The following is a 21,290-nucleotide window of genomic DNA, read 5'->3' as shown; positions in this document are numbered from 1 at the left end:
ACGTTCATGTGGCAAAGACCGCAAAATGATCTACGATGTGTACCACGGAACATATCGCCCCACTCGACGTCACAGGCCCGCCAATGGAACACGCCGACACCCCCACGGAAGGAAACGCCCTGATCGACGCCTTCGGTCGCCGCATCGAATACGTGCGCCTCTCGGTCACCGATCGCTGCGATCTGCGCTGTTTCTACTGCATGCCCAAGGGCTTTCGCGACTTCGAGGAGCCGGAACACTGGCTCAGCTTCGAGGAGATCGAGCGCGTGATGGGCGCCTTCGGTCGCCTCGGCACCCGCCGTGTGCGCCTGACCGGCGGCGAGCCCCTGGTGCGCAAGAACCTCCCGGATCTGGCCGCGCGCCTGAATGCCCTGCCCGGCATCGACGATATCTCGCTGTCCACCAACGCCACGCGCATGGCGCGCCATGCGCAGGAGCTGAAGGATGCTGGCGTCGACCGGATCAACGTCAGCCTCGATTCGCTCAAGCCCGAGGTCTTCAAGGAGATCACCGGCGGCAAGCTGGAGAAGGTGCTGGACGGGCTGATGGCCTCCAAGGCCGCGGGCCTCGCCCCAATCAAGATCAACATGGTCGTGATGGGCGGGATCAACGAGCCGGAGGTCGAGGACATGGTCGACTTCTGCATCGAGCACGGCTTCACCCTGCGCTTCATCGAGACCATGCCGATGGGCGACACGGGCCGCCAGGCGAAAGAGGGCCATTACGTGAACCTGCAGGATGTGCGTGCCCGCCTGGAGCCGCGCTACAACCTGGTGCCCGGCGTGATGCCCGGGGGCGGCCCGGCGCGCTACATGCAGATCCCGGATACCGATGTGCGCATCGGCTTCATCACCCCGATCTCGCAGCACTTCTGCGATACCTGCAACCGCGTGCGCCTGTCGGTGGACGGCACCATCTACACCTGCCTCGGCAACGACCACAGCCTGAACCTGCGCCCCTACCTGCGCGAGGGCTGTACCGATTCGGAACTGGAGGACCTGGTGGTTCAGGCCATCAACCTGAAGCCGGAACGCCACGAATTCTCCGAGCGCCCGGAGAAAGTCCTGCGCTTCATGTCCATGACCGGGGGCTGAGGCCCGGCCAGCCGGCACCGCGATGAGCATGCCGCAGGAACGAGAAAGGCCCGCTGAAAGCGGGCCTTCTGCATGCCGGGAGGGCTGCGAGCCGCTTCAGTCGACGGCGCCTTCCGGCGGCAGCTTTTCCTTCATCGAGTCGGACAGCGGCACGTCGTGCACCACCAGGACCGGCAGGCGCGCATTGCGCACCAGCCACTCGGTGGCAGAGCCGGAGAGCATGTTGGAGATCTGGCTGCGCCCACGGGTCCCCATCACGATCATGTCCGCACCCCACTCTTCGGCGTGGCGGGAAATTTCCTCGGGGGCGCTGCCCACGGCGATGGCGACGTCGTCGTCTGCCTCGGCCCACTCCTGCATCTGGGCACGCACCTTCTCCTCCGCAGCATTGCGCATGTCCTTCGCGTTCAGCGGCGACGAGCCCGCACCACTGAACGCACCGGCAGAGCTGGGACCGGCCACGTCCGACGGCTTCATCACATACAACAACCGCTTCTTCGCCCCCGGGCAGTGCTGGCGGGCAATCGCCAGGGCCGAGGCCGACGCGGGCGAGAAGTCGATGGCGATGATGACGCGCTGCAGCATGGGGATCCCCTTTGTGATCGCATGAAACCGACCCGGCGTACGCGCCCGGGGTCATGAAAACTTCAGAACCGACTACATAGAGTGGTACAATTTCGCGCCTTTCCTGAGCGGTTCTCAGTCTGTACTGGCACCGAACCGCTTGCAACCGCGCCATCCACTGGTGGCAACCGGGCCCGGCTACTTCCCGGGGAAGCGCCGATCCAACCCTTCGCGTGGATCCGCGCCTCCCAAAGTCTCTGGTACCTGTTCGTTCACCCGTTGATCCCGACCCGGGTCGGCTTCGGCGCGCACCGGTATTGGGGAACGCAACGTGCAGCAGACCATACAAGACTTCCTGTCCCGCCAGCGCAAGGTCTGGTTCTTCAATGTCCGCGGCGACCTGATCGCCGGGATCGTGGTCGCACTGGCCCTGATCCCCGAGGCGATCGCCTTCTCCATCATTGCCGGCGTCGATCCGAGCGTGGGCCTGTACGCCTCGTTCACCATGGCGGTGGTGATCGCCTTCGCCGGCGGGCGCCCCGGAATGATCTCGGCGGCGACCGGGGCGATGGCCCTGCTCACGGTCACTCTGGTGGCCGAGCACGGGCTGCAGTACCTGCTGGCGGCCACCATCCTGACCGGGCTCATCCAGCTCCTGTTCTCGTGGGCCAAGCTCGCGCGCTACATGATGTTCATCCCGCGCACCGTGCTGGTCGGCTTCGTCAACGCGCTGGCGATCCTGATCTTTCTCTCCCAGGTGCCCTACCTGGTCGATGGCGACACCACCATGTGGGCGCTGGTCGCGGCCGGCCTGATCATCCTCTACGGCCTGCCGATGATCCCCGGCTACCCGAAGCTCCTGCCGCCACCGCTGGTCGCGATCATCGCGCTAACCGCCGTCGTCTACTACATGGGCATGCCCACGCTGGAAGTCGGCGACATGGGCGACCTGCCCTCCGGCCTGCCGGTGTTCCTGTTCCCGGACATCCCGTGGAACCTGGAGACCCTGCAGATCATCTTCCCGACCGCCTTCGCGCTGGCGATCGTTGGTCTGCTGGAGTCGCTGCTGACGGCCTCGATCCTCGATGACCTGACCGACACCCCCTCCGGCAAGAACCGTGAGGCCCAGGGCCAGGGCATCGCCAATATCGTGACCGGCTTCTTCGGCGGCATGGCCGGCTGCGCGATGATTGGCCAGTCGGTCATCAACATCAAGTCCGGAGGGCTCGGCCGTTTGTCCACGCTGGCGGCCGGCCTCTTCCTCCTGCTGTTCATCGTGTTCCTGGGCGATCTGGTCTCGATCATCCCGATGGCCGCACTGGTCGCGGTGATGATCATGGTCTCCATCGCCACCTTCGACTGGGGCTCGCTGACCACGCTGCACAAGTTGCCGCGCACCGATGCCGTGGTGCTGATCGTGACCGTCGCGGTCACCGTGATCACCCACGACCTGTCGATGGGCGTGTTCGCCGGCGTGCTGCTCTCCGCGATCTTCTTCGCACGCAAGATGGTCAAGGCGGTGGAAGTGAAGAGTGACCTGTCGGAGGACGGCAAGACCCGCATCTACACCGTGCGCGGCCAGCTCTTCTTCGTCGCCGTGGACAAGTTCATCGACAGCTTTGACTACCGCGAAGGCATCCATAACGTCGAGATCGACCTGACCCGCGCCTCGCTGTGGGACAGCTCGGCCGTGGCCGCGATCGACAAGGTCGTCGGCAAGTTCCGCCGCAACGGCATGGAAGTCGACGTGAAAGCCCCGCACGGCGAGAGCGGCGAACTCCACGACAAGCTCGCCCTGCACGACAAGGGCGCCGACCTGGGGCCGGGCGGGCACTAATCCCGCCGTTCGCCTTCGGCACCGTCATTGCGAGGAGCCGAAGGCGACGCGGCACAAAAGCAGCGGAGCTGGGTTGAACGGCCGCAGGCCGGCCCGAAGGGCGTGCGGAGCGAGTAACCGCCATCCGGAACCACCGGCTCCCGACTCGGTGCCAGCTTTGGGAGGTTGCCACGGCCCCTGCGGGGCCTCGCAATGACGGTGCCAGGGGCGGCGCCCGGGAGCCAGAGAGATTGGACCTCGTGCCCGAGCGTGGCAGGCTAGGCGCATGATGAATCTGCGCCGGCCGGCACCCCCGACCGATCCCAGGGCCGAACGCGAGCGCATTCGGCGCGCCCTGATGTGGCCCATGCTCGGGGCCGGCATCCTGATCGCGATCCACGCGCTGCAGGAGCTGACCGGCGGTGACTGGTCACGCCTGGGCATCCTCCCGCGCGACGCGGTCGGGGTGCTGGGCATCATCACCTCGCCGCTGATCCACGGCTCCTGGGGCCACCTGCTGGCCAATGTCCCGACCCTCTGGGTGCTGGGCATGCTGACCCTCTACGGCTTTCCCCAGGCCACGCGCACGGCGGTGCCGCTGATCTGGCTGATGGGCGGGCTGGGCGTGTGGCTGTTTGCCCGCGAGGGGCTGCACATCGGGGCGTCCGGCCTTACCCACGGTCTGATGTTCTTCGCGGTCGTGATCGGGATTCGCCGCCGCGATGCGCTGTCCATCGCGCTCGCCATCATCATCCTGTTTCTTTACGGCAGCATGCTGTGGGGCGTGTTCCCCAGCGGTCCCAAGGTGTCGTTCGAGGCACACCTGTTCGGCGCGGTGGTGGGCGCGGTCTGTGGCGGGCTCCTGTACCGGCGTGACCCGTTACCCCCGGCGCGCCGATCCTCCTGGGAGGACGACGACGAGACCGACCCGGAGACCCTGCGCAAGATCGAGCAGGGGCGCCTGGACGAGATCGAGCCCGGGAAGTCGTCGGACGAGCCGTGGCGTCGTGATTAGTTGGACACGTGTGCTGATGCGGTTCGCTACGCTCAGCGCATCCTGCGGTCATGCTTCCGGACCCGCCGATCGCAGGGTGCCGTGAGCGCAGCGAACCGCACCGACCCCACCCCTCTCACTGTCCGAAATACATCCGCACCCCCGCCATCAAGGTCAGGCCCGGCGCTGGCTCGTAGTAGCGGCCGCCCGCCGCATTGATACGGATGTTGTCGACATTGTCCGCATCCAGCAGGTTGTTGGCGGCGACGAAGGCCTCGGCGCGGGTATCGCCCTGCTGCCAGAACCGGCCGGCGCGCAGGTTCAGCGTCGTCTGCGGCCCCACCTTCTCCGTGTTCGCGTTGTCCGCGTAACGCGACCCCACATGCAGCGCGTCCACGGTCACGAACCAGGGGCCGTCGCGCCAGTCGGCCTCGACGAACAACTGCTCGCGCGGCAGCCCCGGCATCCGGTTGCCGTCATGGCGAACACCCTCGGCATCCTCGAACTCTCGAAAACGGAAACGATTGAGGCTTGCAGCGGCGCTCAGGGTCCACTGTGGGTTCAACCGCCAGTCTGCGCTTAGCTCAACGCCATCGCGGGCCGTGCGCCCGGCGTTGGTATAGAACGTCCGGTCGCCCTGACCTTCAAGCTGGTACGGCGACAGCTCGTCGCGCACCCGGGTAGCGTAGACCGAGGCCTCCCAGGAGAGCTGCGGATTCTCGCGCCGGATACCGACCTCGATACTGCGCGCCCGTTGTGGGTCGACCTCGGGATTAAAGCCGCCTCCGCCCTCCGGATTGGCAAACTCGGTGAAGGTCGGGGTCTCGAAGTTGGTCGCCACATTCACGTAGGCGCGATACTCGGGCCGGAAGTGCCAGATCAGCCCGGCCATGCCGCTGGTCTCGTCAAAGGTCCGTCGGCCCGATCGGTCCGTGACGTCATCACCGTCGTCAAACCGCTCGACGAAGTGATCGTCGATGGACATGCGAATACGGTCGTGACGGGCGCCGGCCACCAGGTTCCAGTCCGACCCGAGTGCGGTATCGGTCTGCACGAACACCCCGCGCGAGCGGGCACGCTCCCGCTGGTCGAGCGCCAGGTCGCTCATGGGATCAACCGGGTCCGCGGAACACTCGCCGCCGTCGCGATCGAAAAGCCGGCCAGCAGAACAGCGCCGTGTGCGGTCATCGCGCTGTTCTTCCAGGTCGATGCCGGTGAGCACACGGGTCGCCCCAACGTCGCGCTCGTACTGGGCATTGACTCCAAAGAAATCGCGCTCGTAGGCGACGCGGGAATCACCGGGGAACGGCAACTGCTGCGCATAGTCGCGCTGGGTCCAGAATCCGCCCAGGCGCAGCTCGCCCCCGGCCAGCGGCTGCTCCCATTGCAGGCCGGTGGTCAGCTGTTCGGCGGACTGGGTACTGTCCAGCGCCGTGGCCAGCGGGGCCGCGGCACGCCGGTCCTCGCGCATCTCCTCGCGGGTCAGGCCGCCGGGATCGTCGGTGCGTGGCGCATCCAGGTAGCGCAGGTGAACGTTGAGCGTGCCGGCATCCAGTTCCGAGGCGGTATGCAGGCGCAGATAGCGCTTCTCGGCGGTGGACTGTTCGCGGTAGCCGTCGATGGCGAAATCATGTGCGGTCAGGGAATAGCGGTGGGTGCCGTGGTCCTGCTCCGCCACCGCCTCGGCGCGACGATAGCCGTAGCTGCCCAGCAGCACCCCGCCGCCGAAGCCGCGCGGATCCCGCCCATCGCGGGTGCGCGCAGCGATCACACCGCCGGAGGCATTGCCGTACAACGCCGCGCTGGGCCCGCGCAGCACCTCGATGTCGCGCAGGTTCAGCAGATCGATGGCATCCACCTGCGACTGGCCGTCCGGCGTGGTCTCGGGGACCCCGTCCTGGAGGATGCGCAGTCCACGCACCCCGAACGGGGCGCGCGAACCGAAACCGCGGATCGAGATTCGCGCATCCTGGGCAAAGTTGTAGCGGTTCTGGCCGAACAGCCCCGGCACACGGTTGAGCGCCTCGTCCAGCTGCAGACCCTGCCGCCCCTCGGTGGCCTGGCGGTCGTCGACCCGGCTGACCGCCGCCGGCAGATCCGCCAACGGGGTCGCCAGGCGCGGCGCCGTCACCGTGATCTCGACCGGATCGAGCACCGGCGGCGCCTCATCCTCCGCGCCGCTTGCCGGGGATACAACCAGAAGGGGCCACAGCATCCAGCCACTCAGGCGGGGGATCGTCGACTCCGATGCTTCCAATGCCGCACCTCCTCTCGCTCGCCCCGAGACCTCCAGTAGACCGGAAACCGGCTCCTCATCGGAAGGACCCATCGCCTTGCGGCGGGTTCCGTTCGAAGCCGTGTCATTTCCGCAACGGTGTGGCCTTTTAACGGGATCTTCATGAGCGCTTAACCAGGGCGTCACCCGGCCTCCCCATGCTTGCGCCCTGTCGAGAGGCACTCGCGTCTCGCCAACGTTCAAACGCAAATAGGGGAGAAATCCATGAACCGCAAGCACCTGCTGACCAGCCTGATCGCCGCCGGCCTGGTCGTCCCGGCCCTGGCCACCGCCGACTGGACGCTGTACGGCCGCGCCCACCTGTCCGCCGACATCCTGGATGACGGCGCCGAATACAACGAATTCAACGTCTCGAGCAATTCCAGCCGCCTGGGCTTCAAGGGCGAGCGCGAATTCCGCGAACAGCTGGTCGGCATGTTCCAGATCGAGCAGCAGATCGATTTCGACACCAACGGCACAAACTTCGCGACCCGCGACACCTTTGTGGGCCTGAAGGGTTCCGAGTGGGGCATGCTGCGCATCGGCAAGTTCGACACCCCGTTCAAGCGCGCCCGTGGCCCGGCCAACTTCTTCGGCGATCAGGTCGGCGATATGCGCAACCTGACTCGCTCACGCGCCCAGACCGGACGTTTCGACGAGCGCTTCAACAACAGCATCCACTACCAGACCCCCAGCTTCGGCGGCCTGACCTGGAACATCCAGTACGCCAACGAGACCGGCGATGCCTCCACCGTGGACGGTGCGACCAACAAGGCCTACTCCACCTCGCTGAATCTCAACATGGGCGACCTGACCGGTGCCCTGGCCTACGAAAAACAGGAAGACGGCGCGATGGATCCGGATGCCTGGCGCCTGGCCGTTGGCTACCGCATCACGCCGGCCTTCCGCATGGGTGCCTTCTACCAGAACTCGGAAACTACCAATGGCGACGAAGCAGATGTGTACGGCCTGGGCGGGCAGTTCCGCCTGACATCGAACATGTACCTGAACGGCCACGCCTTCCAGCTGGATTCCGATCTGGACGATGCCGACGCCACCATGTATGCGCTTGGCCTCGAATACCGTGTCGACAGTGACCTGCGTTTCTACGGCAACGTCGCAATGGTCGACAACGACGCGAACTCCGCCTTGAGCCCCTGGAGTGCGGCCCGCAGTGCCAACCCCGACGATGCCAACCCCCTCGCCCAGACGGCCACGGCACTGTCGATCGGCATGCGCTACGACTTCTAAGGCCGTAGCACGGACACCCCGACGGCCAGGACCGCCGGGGCGTCTACCATCCCAGGCCCTGCCGGATTACGCCCCGGCGGGGCCTTTTTCGTTGGTGCCCAGCTCGCGGACGGCAGCGAGGTCAGTCGCGCAGGTGCTGATTGACGAAGCGGGTGACGCGGATCATGGCGTCGCGCGATGCGAGGTCGTCGGCGAAGGTGCGGTTGTTGCCGTTGCGGAAGTCGAAGCCGCGGCCCACGCCGGGGTATTCGATCCAGTGCACTTCGCCCCCGCGGCTTGCGAGACCATCGGCGGCCATGCGCGCGGTGCGGTGGCGCTGGTACTGCTCCTCGTCCCCGATCAGGATCATCATCGGGATCTCGAGCTCGTTGACCTCGTTGGCGTAGCGATATACCTGGTGCGGCTCGCCCAGGTTCGGGTCCTGCAGGTGCGGGTAGTAGCCAGCCCAGCAGGCGACATCCTCGACCTGGCGCTCGAAGGTGACGGCGACCTTGAGCGCCTTGTAGCCGCCACGGGTGATGGAGAGCAGGCAGGCGCGGTCACCCACGATGTCGTCGCGTTCCAGCAGCACGTCCAGACCCTGGTTCAGGTCACCTTCCAGCTCGTAGTCATGGTCCAGCGGGTGGCTTTCCATGAAACGGCCGGTGTACAGGTCCGGTGCCAGCACGACGAAGCCGCGTGCCGCCAGGCGCTTCACATGCAGTTCGGCCAGATCGTCCAGGCCGCGCCGGCCATGGGTCCAGAGGATTGCGGGATAGTCCTCACCGTCCGCCGGACGGGCGACCATCGCCGGAATGCCGATGCCATCGCGCTCGTATTCGATGCGTTCGATCGCCACCTTGTGGTTTTCGAGATCGGCGTACATGACCCCGTCCTCCCACCAGTCGTCGTCCCACCACCAGTTGTCGGAACCGGTGGGTTCATCGGCCGCCAGCGGGGCCGAGATCAGGGCCGTGGCGGCCAGCAGACAGAAAGAACGCAGCACTGGAAACATCGGAAACCTCTCGTGGTGGACGTACGGGCGCGATCGCCCTCGAAAGACGGACGGCGCGGGTGCTTTCTTCCGAGGGTAGTGCAATCCCGCACGCCGTACCTGCTGACTCGGCGTCATGCGCCGTCGGGAAACCCCAGCTGGCGCCAGGCCTCGTAGACCACCACCGCCACGGCATTGGAAAGGTTGAGGCTGCGGCTGCCCTCGCGCATCGGGAGGCGCAGGCGATGCTCCGACGGCAGGGTATCCAGGACGGACTCCGGCAGGCCTCGCGTCTCGGGACCGAACAACAAGGCATCGCCATCGCGGAAGGTCGGGGCGTCGTAGCGAACCTGCCCGCGCGTGGTCATGGCGAAGACCCGGCCAGGCTGCACCGATTCCCGCCAATGGTCGAGGCTGTCATACTCTTGCACCCGGGCCAGCTCGTGATAGTCGAGCCCGGCGCGGCGCGCCCGCGCACTGTCCAGCTCGAAGCCTAGCGGATGGATCAGGTGCAGCGCCGCCCCGGTATTGGCCGCCAGACGAATGATATTGCCCGTGTTCGGCGGGATCTCCGGTTCATAGAGGACGATGTGAAGCATGAGTGATTCGCGCACCGATCCGCGGCTGGCCCTGGAATTCTGCGGCCTGCATTTGAACACGCCGCTGGTGCTGCTGTCCGGCTGTGTCGGCTTCGGCGAGGAGTACACCCGCGTGGCCGGCTTTTCCAACCGCGATGCGGGCGCGATCTGCCTGAAGGGCACGACCGGCCAGGCGCGGCTGGGCAACGCCCCGCACCGCGTCTACGAGACCCCGGACGGCATGCTGAACGCAATCGGCCTGCAGAACCCCGGGGTCGATCACGTGGTGGACCACACCCTGCCACAGCTCGATTTCGACGAGACGCGCTTCTTCGCCAACGTCTCGGGCTCCACCCTCGAGGAGTACATCGAGGTCACCCGACGCTTCGACGACTCGCCGATCGACGCCATCGAGATCAACATCTCCTGCCCCAACGTGAAGGAAGGCGGCGTCGCCTTCGGCAACGATCCCGACATGTCCGCGCGGGTGGTCGAGGCCTGCCGCAAGGTCACCTCCAAGCCGCTGATCACCAAGCTCTCGCCCAACCAGACCGACATCGCCGAGAACGCCCGGCGCTGCATCGAGGCCGGCACCGACGCGTTTGCGGTGATCAACACCCTGATGGGCATGGCGGTGGACGTGGAGAACCGCCGCGCGGTCATCGGCAACAACCAGGGCGGGCTGTCCGGCCCGGCGATCAAGCCGATCGCGCTGCTGAAGGTGCAGCAGGTCTACCAGGTGGCCGCGCCGCACAACGTGCCGATCATCGGCCAGGGCGGCGTGATGAACGCCACCGACGCGCTGGAGTTCCTGATCGCCGGCGCCAGCACCGTGGGCGTGGGCACGGGCCTGTTCTACGACGCGCTGTGCCTGCCGAAGATCCTGCATGGCATCAGCGACTACATGGACCGCCACGGCTACACCCACGTGCGCGACCTGACCGGCACCCTGCAGCTGAACGGTGCCGTCTCCGCCTGCGCCCCACCCGCTCCGCAGGATCCCACCACCTGAAAGGCCGGTTCACTAAAGAGCCTGTTGACCACGAAGCACACGAAGGCGCGAAGAAGGGCGAGATCAAGGGCGCTTCACAGGAAGAAGGAAAGTCCTGAGGGTTCGAGGGTGGGGCACTTGGTCTCCGACCCGGGACCCTGACAGAGGGGTAGGATGCGTTGAGCCATGCGAAACGCATCGGGGCCGGGCCACCCCGTGTGGCCGATGCGATTCGCTACGCTCATCGGCATCCTACCCGTAACAAAACGATCCCTGGTTTTCTCCGTGTCCTCCGTGATCTCTGTGGTTAAATCGCCCTTGCCCTTCTTCGTGCCTTCGTGGGCTTCGTGGTGAAAAAACCTACTCGTCGTCGAGGCCGAGTTCCTGGATCTTGCGAGTGAGGGTGTTGCGGCCCCATCCAAGCAGGGCGGCCGCCTGCTGGCGGTGACCACCGGTCGCGTTCAGGGCCTCGCGGATCACCGTGCGTTCCATCTGCGGCAGGACCGAGCCCAGCAGGTCGTGATCGCCGCGCTGCCAGTGCTGACGGGCGACCTGGGCGAGTTCGGCGGTCCAGTCCCGCGGACCGGCAGCGACACGGACCGGGGCACTCCCGGGCTCGGCACGGCTCTCGGTCGGCTGGTGCAACTCGGCCGGCAGGTCATCCAGGTGCACCTCCCGGCCCGATGCCATGACGGTGAGCCAACGGCAGGTGTTTTCCAGCTGGCGGACGTTCCCCGGCCACGGCAAACGCTGCAGCTCCGCGACCACCTCGGGGCGCATGGTCTTGGCCTCCACCCCCAGTTCCTGAGCGACCTCGGCCATGAAGTGCTGTACCAGCAACGGGATATCCTCCGGCCGCTCGCGCAGGGATGGCACGTGGATGCGGATCACGTTCAGGCGGTGGAACAGATCCTCGCGGAACAAGCCCGCGCGGACGCGTTCTTCCAGGTCCTGGTGGGTCGCGGCGATGATGCGCACGTCCACCCGGATCGGGGTATGCCCGCCCACACGGTAGAACGTGCCATCGGACAGCACCCGCAACAGGCGCGTCTGCAGGTCGAACGGCATATCGCCGATCTCGTCGAGGAACAGGGTGCCGCCGTCGGCCTGCTCGAAGCGGCCCTTGCGACTCTGGTTGGCCCCGGTGAACGCGCCGCGTTCGTGACCGAACAGTTCGCTTTCCAGCAGATCCTTGGGGATGGCCGCGGTGTTCAGCGCGATCAACGGCTGGTCGGCGCGCGGGCTGTGCTGGTGCAGGGCCCGCGCGACCAGCTCCTTGCCGGTACCGGATTCGCCGTTGATCAGCACGGTGATATTGCTGCGCGAGAGCCGCCCGATGGCACGGAACATCTCCTGCATGGCCGGGGCCTCGCCGATGATCGGGGTCTCCTCGATCTCGGGACCGGCGGGACCGTTCTCCTGCCCGGCACGGCGCGCCTCCAGCGCGCGCTGCACCAGGGCCACGGCCTCGTCCACGTCGAACGGCTTGGGCAGGTACTCGAAGGCCCCGGTCTGGTAGGCGCCCACCGCGCTCTCCAGATCGGAGAAGGCGGTCATGATGATGACCGGCGGCGGATCCGGGCGGGTCTGCATGCGGGCGAGGAAATCCAGCCCGTTCAGGCCCGGCATGCGGATGTCGGCGACGATGGTGTCCGGGACCGGATCCCGCTCGAGCGCCGCCCAGGCAGCGTCCGCGGTCTCGAAGCCGCGCACGGCGATCGCGTGACGCTGGAGGGCGCGTTCCAGCACCCAGCGGATCGAGTCGTCGTCGTCAATGATCCAGACGATGGGTTCCATCAGTGCGTCTCCTCCCGGCCCTGGGGGGAATCAATAGGAAGCAGGATGTCGAATGAGGTCGCCCCCGGGCGCGAATGGCATTCGATCAAGCCGTCATGCAGCTGGATCAGGCTCTGGGCAATCGGCAGCCCCAGCCCGGTGCCCTCGGCGCGCCCGGTGACCATCGGGAAAAAGATGCGTTCGCGGATCTCCTCCGGGATGCCGGGGCCGTTGTCGCGCACACTCAGTTTGGCCACCAGCCGGTGGCGCTTTCCGGAGATCGTGTACTGGCGCAGGATCCGCGAGCTCAGGGTGATCTGCCCCCCGTCTTCCAGTGCATGCACCGCGTTCTGCACCAGGTTGAGGATGGCCTGCACCAGCATGTCGCGATCCGCCTGCACGTCGGGAATACTGGGGTCGTAGTCGCCGCGGATCTTCAGCCCCAGCGGCAGTTGCACGCTGACCAGGCCCCGCACGTGCTCCAGGACCTCGTGCAGATTGACGGCCTCGCGCCGCGGCATGTTGTTCGGCCCCAGCATGCGGTCGACCAGGCTGCGCAGGCGGTCCGCCTCGCGGATGATGATCTGGGTGTATTCCTTGAGGCCCGAGTCGTCCAGCTCGCTGGCGAGCAACTGCGCCGCGCCGCGCAGCCCGCCCAGCGGGTTCTTGATCTCGTGGGCCAGCCCGCGCGTCACTGCACGGGTGATCGCCTGCTGCTTCTGCAACTGTTCCTCGCGGCTGATGCGCTCGTGGCGGTCGATGGCGTTCAGTTCGAACAGCAACTGGCCTGGCCGCTCGCCGGCCGGGTGCAGTGGCGTGATGATCACGTCGGCCAGGAAGCTGTCGGCTCGCAGGGGCTCCATCTGACGGGCACGCAGCGTGATCGGCTGATCCAGGGTCAGCGCCGAACGCAAGCGGTTGGCCAGATTCCGGTCCAGCTTGAGCCATTGCCCCAGTCCGTAACCGACGATGCGTTCGCGGCTCAGCCCGAGCAGGACCTCAGCCGCACTGTTCAGGCTCAGCAGGCGCAGGTCCGCATCGGTCACCAGCACCGCCGTGGAGAGGTCGTCCCACCAGGGCGGGGTGGTCATACCGGGATTGGCAAGGGGCGTAGTCATCGAAAGGCCTCAAGCAGGAATCGCGCCAAGCGAAAATCGCCGGGCGGGACGCTGAAGCCGAGGGCTGCGTCACACCAGAAGCCTGGCCGCCGACACCCTTGAAACCGAAACGCCCCAGATTGGTGCAAGTGTAGCACCAACCTGGGGCGCAAGCCGCACCACTTCGGTGCGCTATACGAGGGCCGCCGTCAATTCGGGCCAGGCGTCACCGGCTGCGGCGCCCGGGGAGCCTGCGGTGCCTGCGGTGCACCGCCCGACGGAAACTGCTGGGGCCGTTGCTGCTGTTGCTGGCTGCGCGGGATGGCCATGCGCAGCACGTTGAACTCGATGGTATCGCTGGCGCCCAGTTCCTGACCCGACTCGTCCACGACCCGCGCCTGCAGGGTATAGGCACCGCGGTTCAGGCCCTGGAAGGTCGCGCTCGTCGAAGCCCCCTCGCCGGCGGCCTCCCCGTCCAGCAGCCAGACCACGCGGTGGCCGGCGTCGGCATCAAGCGCCGGTTCAAGCTCGAGCTCGGCGGTCACGTTGCCGTCGTTCGCCCGCACGCCCTCGCCATCCTCCGGCCGCGCGATGGCGACCCGCTGGTAGGCACCCTCCACCTCCGGCTGGCCGCGGGGGCGCACCGGACGTTCGAGGATCTCGCGCGCGCCCTCCAGCGGCACGCCCCGCATCGGCTCACGCACATCGACCGACTCGCTACGGCTCCCCTCGGGGGGCCGGTCGCCGAAGTGGACATTGCCCTGATCGTCGGTCCAGCGATAGACGTCGGCACTCAGGAGCGCAGGGGCGAGAAGGGCGGCCAGGGGCAGCGCCAGCCAGACAGCGATTCGGAACATGGGCTTTCCTCCTTGGAAGGCACGGATCCACGACCCCGCCTCGTTGTGTTTGCGAACGACTGGCCCAGGCGCCCCACACGTCCGTGCGGGCCGGCTGGGCCATCAAGCCGCGGCGCGAACCCAGATACCCTGCAAGCGAGCCGCTTCTGCCTGAAGGGCTGCCAGCCGTTCGCGCTCGGTGCGCCCATCGGCCCCGGCCTCCAGTGCGGCGAGCCAGTCGTCCAGCGCAGCCAGGCGCAGCAGGGTCGGCGCCGCCCCTCGCTCGATGGCGGTCAACGGCCGCCGTCCGTTATATCCGGACAGCAACGCCCGGTAGCCCTCGGCATCCGGCCGCCCCGCGTCATCCACGGCGACCGCCAGGGCGAGCCGTGCGACCTGCCAGAAGGCCGGCACCGGCGCGGGCGGGAGGACCAGATCGGCCAGGCCGGCGCCCTCCGGATAGATGCGGACCGTCTGCCAGACACTTCCCGCCAGCGGCAGGTCCTCGAAACGGTAAAGCCCCTGATGGTGCAGCTCGGCATCCAGGATCGCCCGCGATTCGGCATCCAGCGAAGACGTGATTGTGTCCGCACGCTCGCGCATCCTCTGCTGCAGCACGCCGCGTCGGTAGCCGTCTCCAGCAGGCAGGGCACCGGCCGTGTGGCGGCCCTGCCAGTCGGCCGCGCGCTCGCCCAGGGCCTCCAGGCTGCCAGGCCCTTCGGCCGCGACCGTGCCCTGAATGGCCTGGCCACGCTCGAGCACCAGCACCACCTGCCCGGCCGCATCATCCGCACCCCGGCCGATCACGCGGCCACAGCCAGCAGGGACCTCGGCGAGGGCCTGCTCCAGGGCCGGCGCCGCGGCGGCCGGCAGGCGCAGGCACTGCACCGGCCGGCCGTCGAGTTCCGGCCCCTCGGGACCGGCCGTCAGTGCCAGGCCGGCAAGCTCGCCGCAGCCCTGAATTTCGGATTCATTCATTACCATCGGAAAATCACCCAGGACGGGGGTACAAAGTCGGGATCCAGCTCATTGCGGCGACCATCCAGCGTGCCATCGCCGGTGGTATCGATGAGGTAGTAGGTCGGGCCGACCGCAGGCGTAACCTCGACCATCACCAGCTGGCCGCCCATGCGGTATTCGCGCCGCGTCTCGCCATCGCGCTCGATAATGATGATGTCGGCCTCTTCCAGGGAGCGCTGCTCGCGGGCGCGCTCGTCCAGCACCGGGGGCGGCGGATCGGCAGCCTCGTCCAGTTCCGGCGGCGGCGGGGCATCCCCCCACTCGCGGTCTTCCTGCGCCAGCGCCGAACCGGGCACCAGCAGCAGGGCCGCCAGCAGCGACAGGGGCAGGCTCAGGCGGGTCGGGGTCATCATCACAGCTCCATCAGTCGTTTCTTTTCTTCCGCGGACGGCTCGAAGCTGCGCGTCTCGTAGTGCTCGAAGATCGCGCTCACCACATCCTCCGGCGAATCTACCAACGAGTATAGCTGCAGGTCCTCCTGGTCGATGGTGCCCTGTTCCACCAGGGTGTCCTGGAACCAGTCGAGCAGCCCCTTCCAGAACTCGCTGCCCACGAGGACCACGGGAATACGCCGAGTCTTGCCGGTCTGCACCAGCGTCAGGATCTCCGCCAGCTCGTCCAGCGTGCCAAAGCCGCCCGGCAGGACCACGTAGGCGGATGCATACTTCACGAACATCACCTTGCGCGAAAAGAAGTGGCGAAAGCCCAGTCCCACGTCTTGGTAATCATTCGCACTCTGCTCGTGGGGTAGCTGGATGTTCAGGCCGATGCTGGGCGAGCGCCCGCCGAAGGCCCCCTTGTTGGCCGCCTCCATGATGCCCGGACCGCCGCCGCTGACCACCGCAAAGCCGGCATCCGACAGCTGGCGCGCGGTCGTCTCGCCCAGCTGGTAATAGCGATGCTCCGGGGGGAAGCGGGCAGAACCAAAGATGCTGACCGAGGGCTTGATGTGCGCCAGGCGCTCGAAGCCCTCCACGAACTCCGCCATGATCTGGAAGATCTTCCAGCTTTCGCGGGTCAGGGCAGAGTCATCAATCGGACGCAGGCCCGGGTGTTCGGCACGTTCACGGTTGTTCATGCGGCGGGTTCCTCGGATGGAGACTCAAGCGTAACGGGCGCCCCGCGTCCATACAAACGTATCCATACAAATGGCCCGCACGAATGGGCGCCTCACGGCCAGCCCTGTAGAATGGCGCGCGTTCCCTGTCCGGATTCCGCCTGCATGTCGCAACCGCCCCTCGTCCTGGTCGACGGCTCGTCCTACCTGTTCCGCGCGTTCCACGCCCTGCCGCCACTGACCGCGCCGGATGGCGCCCCGACCGGCGCGATGATCGGTGTGGCCAACATGCTGCGCAAGCTGCGCGCGGACTACGGGCCGGAGCACATGGCGGTGGTGTTCGACGCCAAGGGCAAGACCTTCCGCGATGACATCTACCCCGAATACAAGGCCACCCGCCCCCCGATGCCGGATGAGCTGGCGGCCCAGATCGAGCCTCTGCACGAGCTGGTCCGGGCGATGGGCCTGCCGCTGCTGTGCGTCGGGGGTGTCGAGGCCGACGACGTGATCGCGACCCTGGCCGACCAGGCGGCGCGCGCCGGCCACGCGGTGGTGATCTCCACCGGCGACAAGGACCTCGCCCAACTGGTGGATGACCGCATCACGCTGGTGAACACCATGAGCGGCGTCACCCTGGACCCGGACGGCGTGCAGGAGAAGTTCGGCGTCGCCCCGGAGCAGATCGTCGACTATCTCGCGCTCATGGGCGACAGCGTCGACAACATCCCGGGCGTCGACAAGGTCGGCCCGAAGACGGCGGCCAAGTGGATCGCGAAGTACGGTGACCTCGATACCATCCTCGAGCAGGCCGACGACATCGGCGGCAAGATTGGCGAGAACCTACGCGCGGCCGCCGACCGGCTGCCGACCTCGCGCGAGCTGATTACGGTCAAGCGCGATGTCGAGCTGGACATCGGCCCCGATGACCTCGCCATCCAGGAACCGGACCATGAACGCCTGCTGGAGATGGTGCGCCGCTACGGCTTCACCCGCTGGCGTGCGGAACTGGAGGGCGGCAACGGCGAGGCCGCAGGCGACAACCCCGGGCCAGCGAAGGCACAGGGGACCTACCAGACCGTTCGCGAAGAGGCCGATTTCGCTGGGCTACTGGAGCGTCTGGACAAGGCCGAGCGCGTGGCCTTCGACACCGAGACCACCAGCCTGGATGCGATGCGGGCCGAACTGGTAGGCATGTCGTTCGCGTTCGATCCGGGTACCGCGTACTACCTGCCGCTCGCCCATACCGGGCCGGATGCGGACCCGCAGCTACCGTTCGACGCGACGCTGGAGCGCCTGAAGCCGTGGCTGGAGTCCACGGACCACGGCAAGCTCGGACATCACCTGAAGTACGACCGCAACGTACTGGGGAATCACGGCATCACCCTGCGGGGCATCGTCGATGACACGCTGCTGGAGTCCTTCTGCCTGGACGCCGGCGCCAACCGCCACGACCTGGACTCCCTGGCCGAGCGCCACCTGGACTACAAGACCACGCACTACGAGGACGTGGCGGGCAAGGGCGCGAAGCAGATTCCGTTCGCCGAGGTGGATATCGGGATCGCGACCGACTACGCGGGCGAGGACGCCGACATCTGCCTGCAACTGGACGCGGTGTTCCAGCCGCGCCTGAAGGAAGCGGAAGGGCCGGCGTTCGTCTATCGCGAGATCGAGATGCCGCTGGTCCCGGTACTGGCGGATATCGAGCGTGCAGGCGTGAAGGTCGACCCGGACCAGCTCGGCGCGCAGAGCCAGGCGCTGCTGACCGAGATGGAGCGTATCGAGCGCGAGGCCTTCGAGGAGGCCGGTGGCGAGTTCAACCTCGGCTCGCCCAAGCAGATCCAGGAGATCCTGTTCGAACGCCTGGGGCTGCCGGTGCTGCGGCGCACGCCCAAGGGCCAGCCCTCGACCGCCGAGGACGTGCTGGAACAGATGGCGGGTGACTACGCCCTGCCACGCCTGATCCTGGAACACCGCGGGCTGTCCAAGCTGCGCAGCACCTACACCGAGACCCTGCCCCGGCGCATCCACCCCAAGACCGGGCGGGTGCATACGTCCTATCACCAGTCGGGCGCGGCCACCGGACGCCTGTCGTCGTCGGAACCGAACCTGCAGAACATCCCGGTGCGCACCGAGGCCGGGCGGCGCATCCGCCAGGCCTTCATCGCCGAACCGGGCCACCAGCTGCTGGCGGCCGACTACTCGCAGATCGAGCTGCGCATCATGGCCCACCTGTCGCAGGACGCGGGCCTGCTGCGCGCCTTCGCCGAGGGGCAGGACATCCACCGCGCGACCGCCGCCGAGGTCTTTGGCACAGAGCCGGACCAGGTCTCGAACGACCAGCGCCGGGCGGCCAAGGCGATCAACTTCGGCTTGATCTACGGCATGTCCGCCTGGGGGCTGGCGCGCAACCTCGGCATCGAGCAGGGCGAGGCGCGCGAATACATCGACCGCTACTTCAATCGCTATCCCGGCGTGCACGACTATATGGAGAAGGCCCGCGCCAGGGGGCGCGAGAACGGCTATGTCGAGACGCTCTTCGGCCGCCGCCTGTACCTGCCGGAGATCAACAGCCGCAACGGTGCCCGGCGCCAGCAGTCCGAGCGCGTCGCAATCAACGCCCCGATGCAGGGCACGGCCGCCGACATCATCAAGCGCGCGATGGTACGGGTCGCGAACGACCTGGCCGAGTCAGCAATCGAGGCCTGCATGATCATGCAGGTACACGATGAACTCGTATTCGAAGTCGCCAACGACGCACTGGATGCATTGACCGACCTCGTGCGCCAGGCCATGAGCGGCGCCGCCGATCTCGACGTGGAGCTGGTGGTGGATGTCGGCGTCGGCGCCAACTGGGACGATGCGCACTAAATGACGGACGCGCCCGCCATGCGCTTCGATCGGGTCGCCCCCTGGCTGGTCGCGATCCTGTTGCTGGCTACGGCATGGGTGCTGGCTGATCGCTATCTGGACACCGGCGGTTCGGGCGACGTCACGATTCTCCAGCCAGGCGAGTGCGATCTGAACGTCGCCCCCTGCACCGCCACCCATCCGGCAGGCGGCACGCTCACCCTCGAGATCGCGCCGCGCCCGGTGCCGATGCTGCAACCCCTGGCCCTGACCCTGGATCTGGATGCGACCGCGCGGACCCACTTGGGCGACCCGGAGGCCCTGGAACTGGACCTGGCCGGGGTGGAGATGTACATGGGCTTCCAGCGCCCGCGACTGGAACATACCGGTGACGGGCGCTACACCGGCGAGACCACCCTGCCCATCTGCACCACCGAGGCCATGACCTGGGCCGCCACCGTAATGCCCGCGGGCGACCCCGATGCGGCCCGGGTCCAGTTCCGCTTCGTCACCCGCCGCAGCCACAGCGACACACCCTGAGGGAGATCGACATGCAGCGCATTCCGCTGAGCAGCCTGTTATGGGCGCTGGCCGTGCTGGCGGCCGGTGCCCTGCTCGTCTTCGTGATGCTCCGCCCGGCACCGCCGCCCGTGCCCCAGGGGGCCGACCACGAACGCCTGCCGGTGGCGGATGCGGTATCCGGCGGGCCGATCGAACTGCCGGTATCCACCGAGGGCAACCGGTTCCGGCTCGCGGACCTGGAAGGGCAATACGTCTGGGTGTACTTCGGCTACACCGCCTGCCCGGATGCCTGCCCCACCAGCCTGGGCTGGATCAGCGCCGCGCTGGATCGCCTGCCCCCGGAACTGGAGGACAAGGTGGCCGCGGTACTGGTGAGCGTCGACCCGGAACGCGACGACGCCCAGCGCCTGGAAACCTACGTCGGCCACTTCCACCCGGCCATCCAGGCCGCCACGGGTCCCCACGAGGAGCTACGACCGATCACCGAACGCTACGGGGTGTTCTACGAGCGCACCGAGATCGACTCGGCCATGGGGTATGTGGTGGATCACAGCTCGTCCACCTACCTGATCGGGCCCGAAGGCGAACTACTGGAGATCCACCCGCACGGCACATCGGCAAGCGAGCTGATGGCCACCCTGCAGGCGCGAATCGAGGGCCGTGAGGGCCGCGAATAAGTTCGCCTCTTCCGCGCCGGACGCTTGTGCGAGCCTGGGGCAATCGATTCTGTGAACAAATTCGCAATCGAGACGGATCCGGCCGGAACTTTGCCCGGACGACGCTTTCTCACCTCATAAGCGCTCTAGCCCAGCGCGGCCCGCTTCTCTCCCTGAGCGGGCAATAGGCCTCTCCACCCCCTGTAGAGGCCGAAATTAGCCCCGGTCCCACCCCAAGGCCGGGGCTTCTTTTTGTCCAAGCCTCCTGACCCAACGCCTGACACCCGGCCCTATGCCCGTGGGTCAATCGGACTCGTGGTCAACCAGCCAGTCGCCGAGCAGGCCGCGCAAATCGTCCACGCCCTGGTTTTTCAGGGAAGAAAAGGTCTGCAGCGTCGCCTCCACGCCCATGACCTCGAGCTCGCCATGGGCCTTGCGCAGCTGCCGATCGGCCTCCTGGCGCGAGAGCTTGTCCGCCTTGGTCAACACACAGTGCAGGCGGCAGCGCTCCAGCGGGACCCACTCCAGCAGCTGGCGATCCAGGTCCGTCAGCGGGCGGCGGATATCCATGATCAGCACCAGCCCAATCAGGTTTTGGCGCGTCCGCAGATACCCCCCCAGCAACTGGTCCCACTCGGCCCGCTTTCCGGCCGAGACCTTGGCAAAGCCGTAACCCGGCAGGTCCACCAGCCGCCAGTGCTCTGCCGGCGGCAGGCTGAACAGGTTGATCTCCTGGGTGCGTCCCGGTGTGCGCCCGACCCGCGCCAGCGCCTTGCGCCCGCACAGGGCATTCAGGGCGCTCGACTTACCGGCATTGGAACGCCCGGCGAAGGCGATCTCGACGCCGGCATCCTCGGGGAGCTGGGATAGCTGAGCCACCCCGCGCATGAAGGCGGTCTCGCGGAATCGGGGTTGCATGGGGGGATACTGTCCTTGGCCGAGT

The 21,290-nt window shown here is 67.1% G+C and carries 19 protein-coding genes; 8 read left to right on the top strand and 11 right to left on the bottom strand.

The features are described from left to right. Positions 1–83 precede the first annotated feature (83 nt). Complete coding sequence (gene moaA / locus F792_RS0106540) at positions 84–1,094, top strand: GTP 3',8-cyclase MoaA (protein ID WP_018168892.1); 1,011 nt, start codon at positions 84–86, stop codon at positions 1,092–1,094. Positions 1,095–1,190: 96 nt separating this feature from the next. Here moaA and F792_RS0106535 read toward each other — a convergent pair whose 3' ends face one another. After that, positions 1,191–1,679, bottom strand: a complete 489-nt coding sequence (locus F792_RS0106535) for a universal stress protein (protein WP_018145067.1) — start codon at positions 1,677–1,679, stop codon at positions 1,191–1,193. Between the two features lie 310 nt (positions 1,680–1,989). On the opposite strand from F792_RS0106535, the gene F792_RS0106530 reads away from it, so the two are divergent. After that, positions 1,990–3,495, top strand: a complete 1,506-nt coding sequence (locus F792_RS0106530) for a SulP family inorganic anion transporter (RefSeq protein ID WP_018168891.1) — start codon at positions 1,990–1,992, stop codon at positions 3,493–3,495. Positions 3,496–3,760: 265 nt separating this feature from the next. Beyond that, the gene (locus F792_RS0106525; RefSeq protein WP_018168890.1) at positions 3,761–4,489 is read left to right on the top strand and encodes a rhomboid family intramembrane serine protease; all 729 of its coding nucleotides are present in this window, start codon (positions 3,761–3,763) and stop codon (positions 4,487–4,489) included. A 115-nt stretch (positions 4,490–4,604) separates the two neighbouring features. Here the strand turns inward: F792_RS0106525 and F792_RS0106520 are convergent, their stop codons facing one another. Further along, positions 4,605–6,725, bottom strand: a complete 2,121-nt coding sequence (locus F792_RS0106520; protein ID WP_018168889.1) for a TonB-dependent receptor domain-containing protein — start codon at positions 6,723–6,725, stop codon at positions 4,605–4,607. Between the two features lie 243 nt (positions 6,726–6,968). Between F792_RS0106520 and F792_RS0106515 the strand changes: the two genes are divergently transcribed. Next, positions 6,969–7,994: a porin gene (locus F792_RS0106515; protein ID WP_018168888.1), complete on the top strand. Its 1,026-nt coding sequence runs from the start codon at positions 6,969–6,971 to the stop codon at positions 7,992–7,994. 121 nt (positions 7,995–8,115) lie between these two features. Here the strand turns inward: F792_RS0106515 and F792_RS0106510 are convergent, their stop codons facing one another. Together F792_RS0106510 and F792_RS0106505 are read right to left on the bottom strand one after the other, a co-directional pair. Further along, positions 8,116–8,988, bottom strand: a complete 873-nt coding sequence (locus tag F792_RS0106510; protein WP_018168887.1) for a dienelactone hydrolase family protein — start codon at positions 8,986–8,988, stop codon at positions 8,116–8,118. Positions 8,989–9,101: 113 nt separating this feature from the next. Next, positions 9,102–9,566, bottom strand: coding sequence for a tRNA (cytidine(34)-2'-O)-methyltransferase (locus F792_RS0106505; RefSeq protein WP_018168886.1), 465 nt, complete (start codon positions 9,564–9,566; stop codon positions 9,102–9,104). Here F792_RS0106505 and F792_RS0106500 point away from each other — a divergent pair. Continuing rightward, positions 9,565–10,557, top strand: a complete 993-nt coding sequence (locus tag F792_RS0106500) for a dihydroorotate dehydrogenase (protein WP_018168885.1) — start codon at positions 9,565–9,567, stop codon at positions 10,555–10,557. The genes F792_RS0106505 and F792_RS0106500 overlap by 2 nt on opposite strands. Positions 10,558–10,896: 339 nt before the next feature. On the opposite strand, the gene ntrC is transcribed toward F792_RS0106500, so the two are convergent. From ntrC to F792_RS0106470, 6 genes are all read right to left on the bottom strand, one after another. Continuing rightward, a complete protein-coding gene (gene ntrC / locus F792_RS0106495) occupies positions 10,897–12,333 on the bottom strand; it encodes a nitrogen regulation protein NR(I) (RefSeq protein WP_018145059.1) in 1,437 nt (478 codons plus the stop codon). After that, positions 12,333–13,430, bottom strand: coding sequence for a nitrogen regulation protein NR(II) (gene glnL, locus F792_RS0106490; RefSeq protein WP_026312996.1), 1,098 nt, complete (start codon positions 13,428–13,430; stop codon positions 12,333–12,335). The genes ntrC and glnL overlap by 1 nt, the downstream gene beginning before the upstream one ends. Positions 13,431–13,618: 188 nt before the next feature. Further along, complete coding sequence (locus tag F792_RS0106485; RefSeq protein WP_018168883.1) at positions 13,619–14,266, bottom strand: DUF4124 domain-containing protein; 648 nt, start codon at positions 14,264–14,266, stop codon at positions 13,619–13,621. Between the two features lie 102 nt (positions 14,267–14,368). Further along, positions 14,369–15,223, bottom strand: coding sequence for a hypothetical protein (locus F792_RS0106480; RefSeq protein ID WP_018168882.1), 855 nt, complete (start codon positions 15,221–15,223; stop codon positions 14,369–14,371). Next, entirely contained in the window at positions 15,223–15,618 is a 396-nt protein-coding gene (locus F792_RS0106475) for a DUF2782 domain-containing protein (RefSeq protein ID WP_018168881.1), read from the bottom strand. The genes F792_RS0106480 and F792_RS0106475 overlap by 1 nt, the downstream gene beginning before the upstream one ends. Further along, positions 15,618–16,343, bottom strand: coding sequence for a TIGR00730 family Rossman fold protein (locus tag F792_RS0106470; RefSeq protein WP_018168880.1), 726 nt, complete (start codon positions 16,341–16,343; stop codon positions 15,618–15,620). The genes F792_RS0106475 and F792_RS0106470 overlap by 1 nt, the downstream gene beginning before the upstream one ends. A 144-nt stretch (positions 16,344–16,487) precedes the next feature. On the opposite strand from F792_RS0106470, the gene polA reads away from it, so the two are divergent. Genes polA through F792_RS0106455 form a run of 3 tightly spaced genes read left to right on the top strand, consistent with a single transcriptional unit; the run spans position 16,488 to position 20,368 of the window. Then, positions 16,488–19,190 carry a DNA polymerase I gene (polA, locus tag F792_RS0106465; protein WP_018168879.1) on the top strand — a complete coding sequence of 901 codons (2,703 nt, stop codon included), beginning with the start codon at positions 16,488–16,490 and terminating at the stop codon, positions 19,188–19,190. Beyond that, positions 19,191–19,709: a hypothetical protein gene (locus F792_RS0106460; protein ID WP_018168878.1), complete on the top strand. Its 519-nt coding sequence runs from the start codon at positions 19,191–19,193 to the stop codon at positions 19,707–19,709. It begins immediately after the preceding gene. Positions 19,710–19,720: 11 nt separating this feature from the next. Beyond that, positions 19,721–20,368: an SCO family protein gene (locus F792_RS0106455; RefSeq protein WP_018168877.1), complete on the top strand. Its 648-nt coding sequence runs from the start codon at positions 19,721–19,723 to the stop codon at positions 20,366–20,368. A gap of 282 nt (positions 20,369–20,650) precedes the next feature. On the opposite strand, the gene yihA is transcribed toward F792_RS0106455, so the two are convergent. Then, a complete protein-coding gene (gene yihA / locus F792_RS0106450; protein ID WP_018168876.1) occupies positions 20,651–21,265 on the bottom strand; it encodes a ribosome biogenesis GTP-binding protein YihA/YsxC in 615 nt (204 codons plus the stop codon). Positions 21,266–21,290 lie beyond the last annotated feature (25 nt).

Source organism: Thioalkalivibrio sp. ALMg9 (assembly GCF_000380625.1).
Lineage (GTDB): Bacteria > Pseudomonadota > Gammaproteobacteria > Ectothiorhodospirales > Ectothiorhodospiraceae > Thioalkalivibrio > Thioalkalivibrio versutus.
This window is presented reverse-complemented; position numbering and strand designations above follow the sequence as displayed.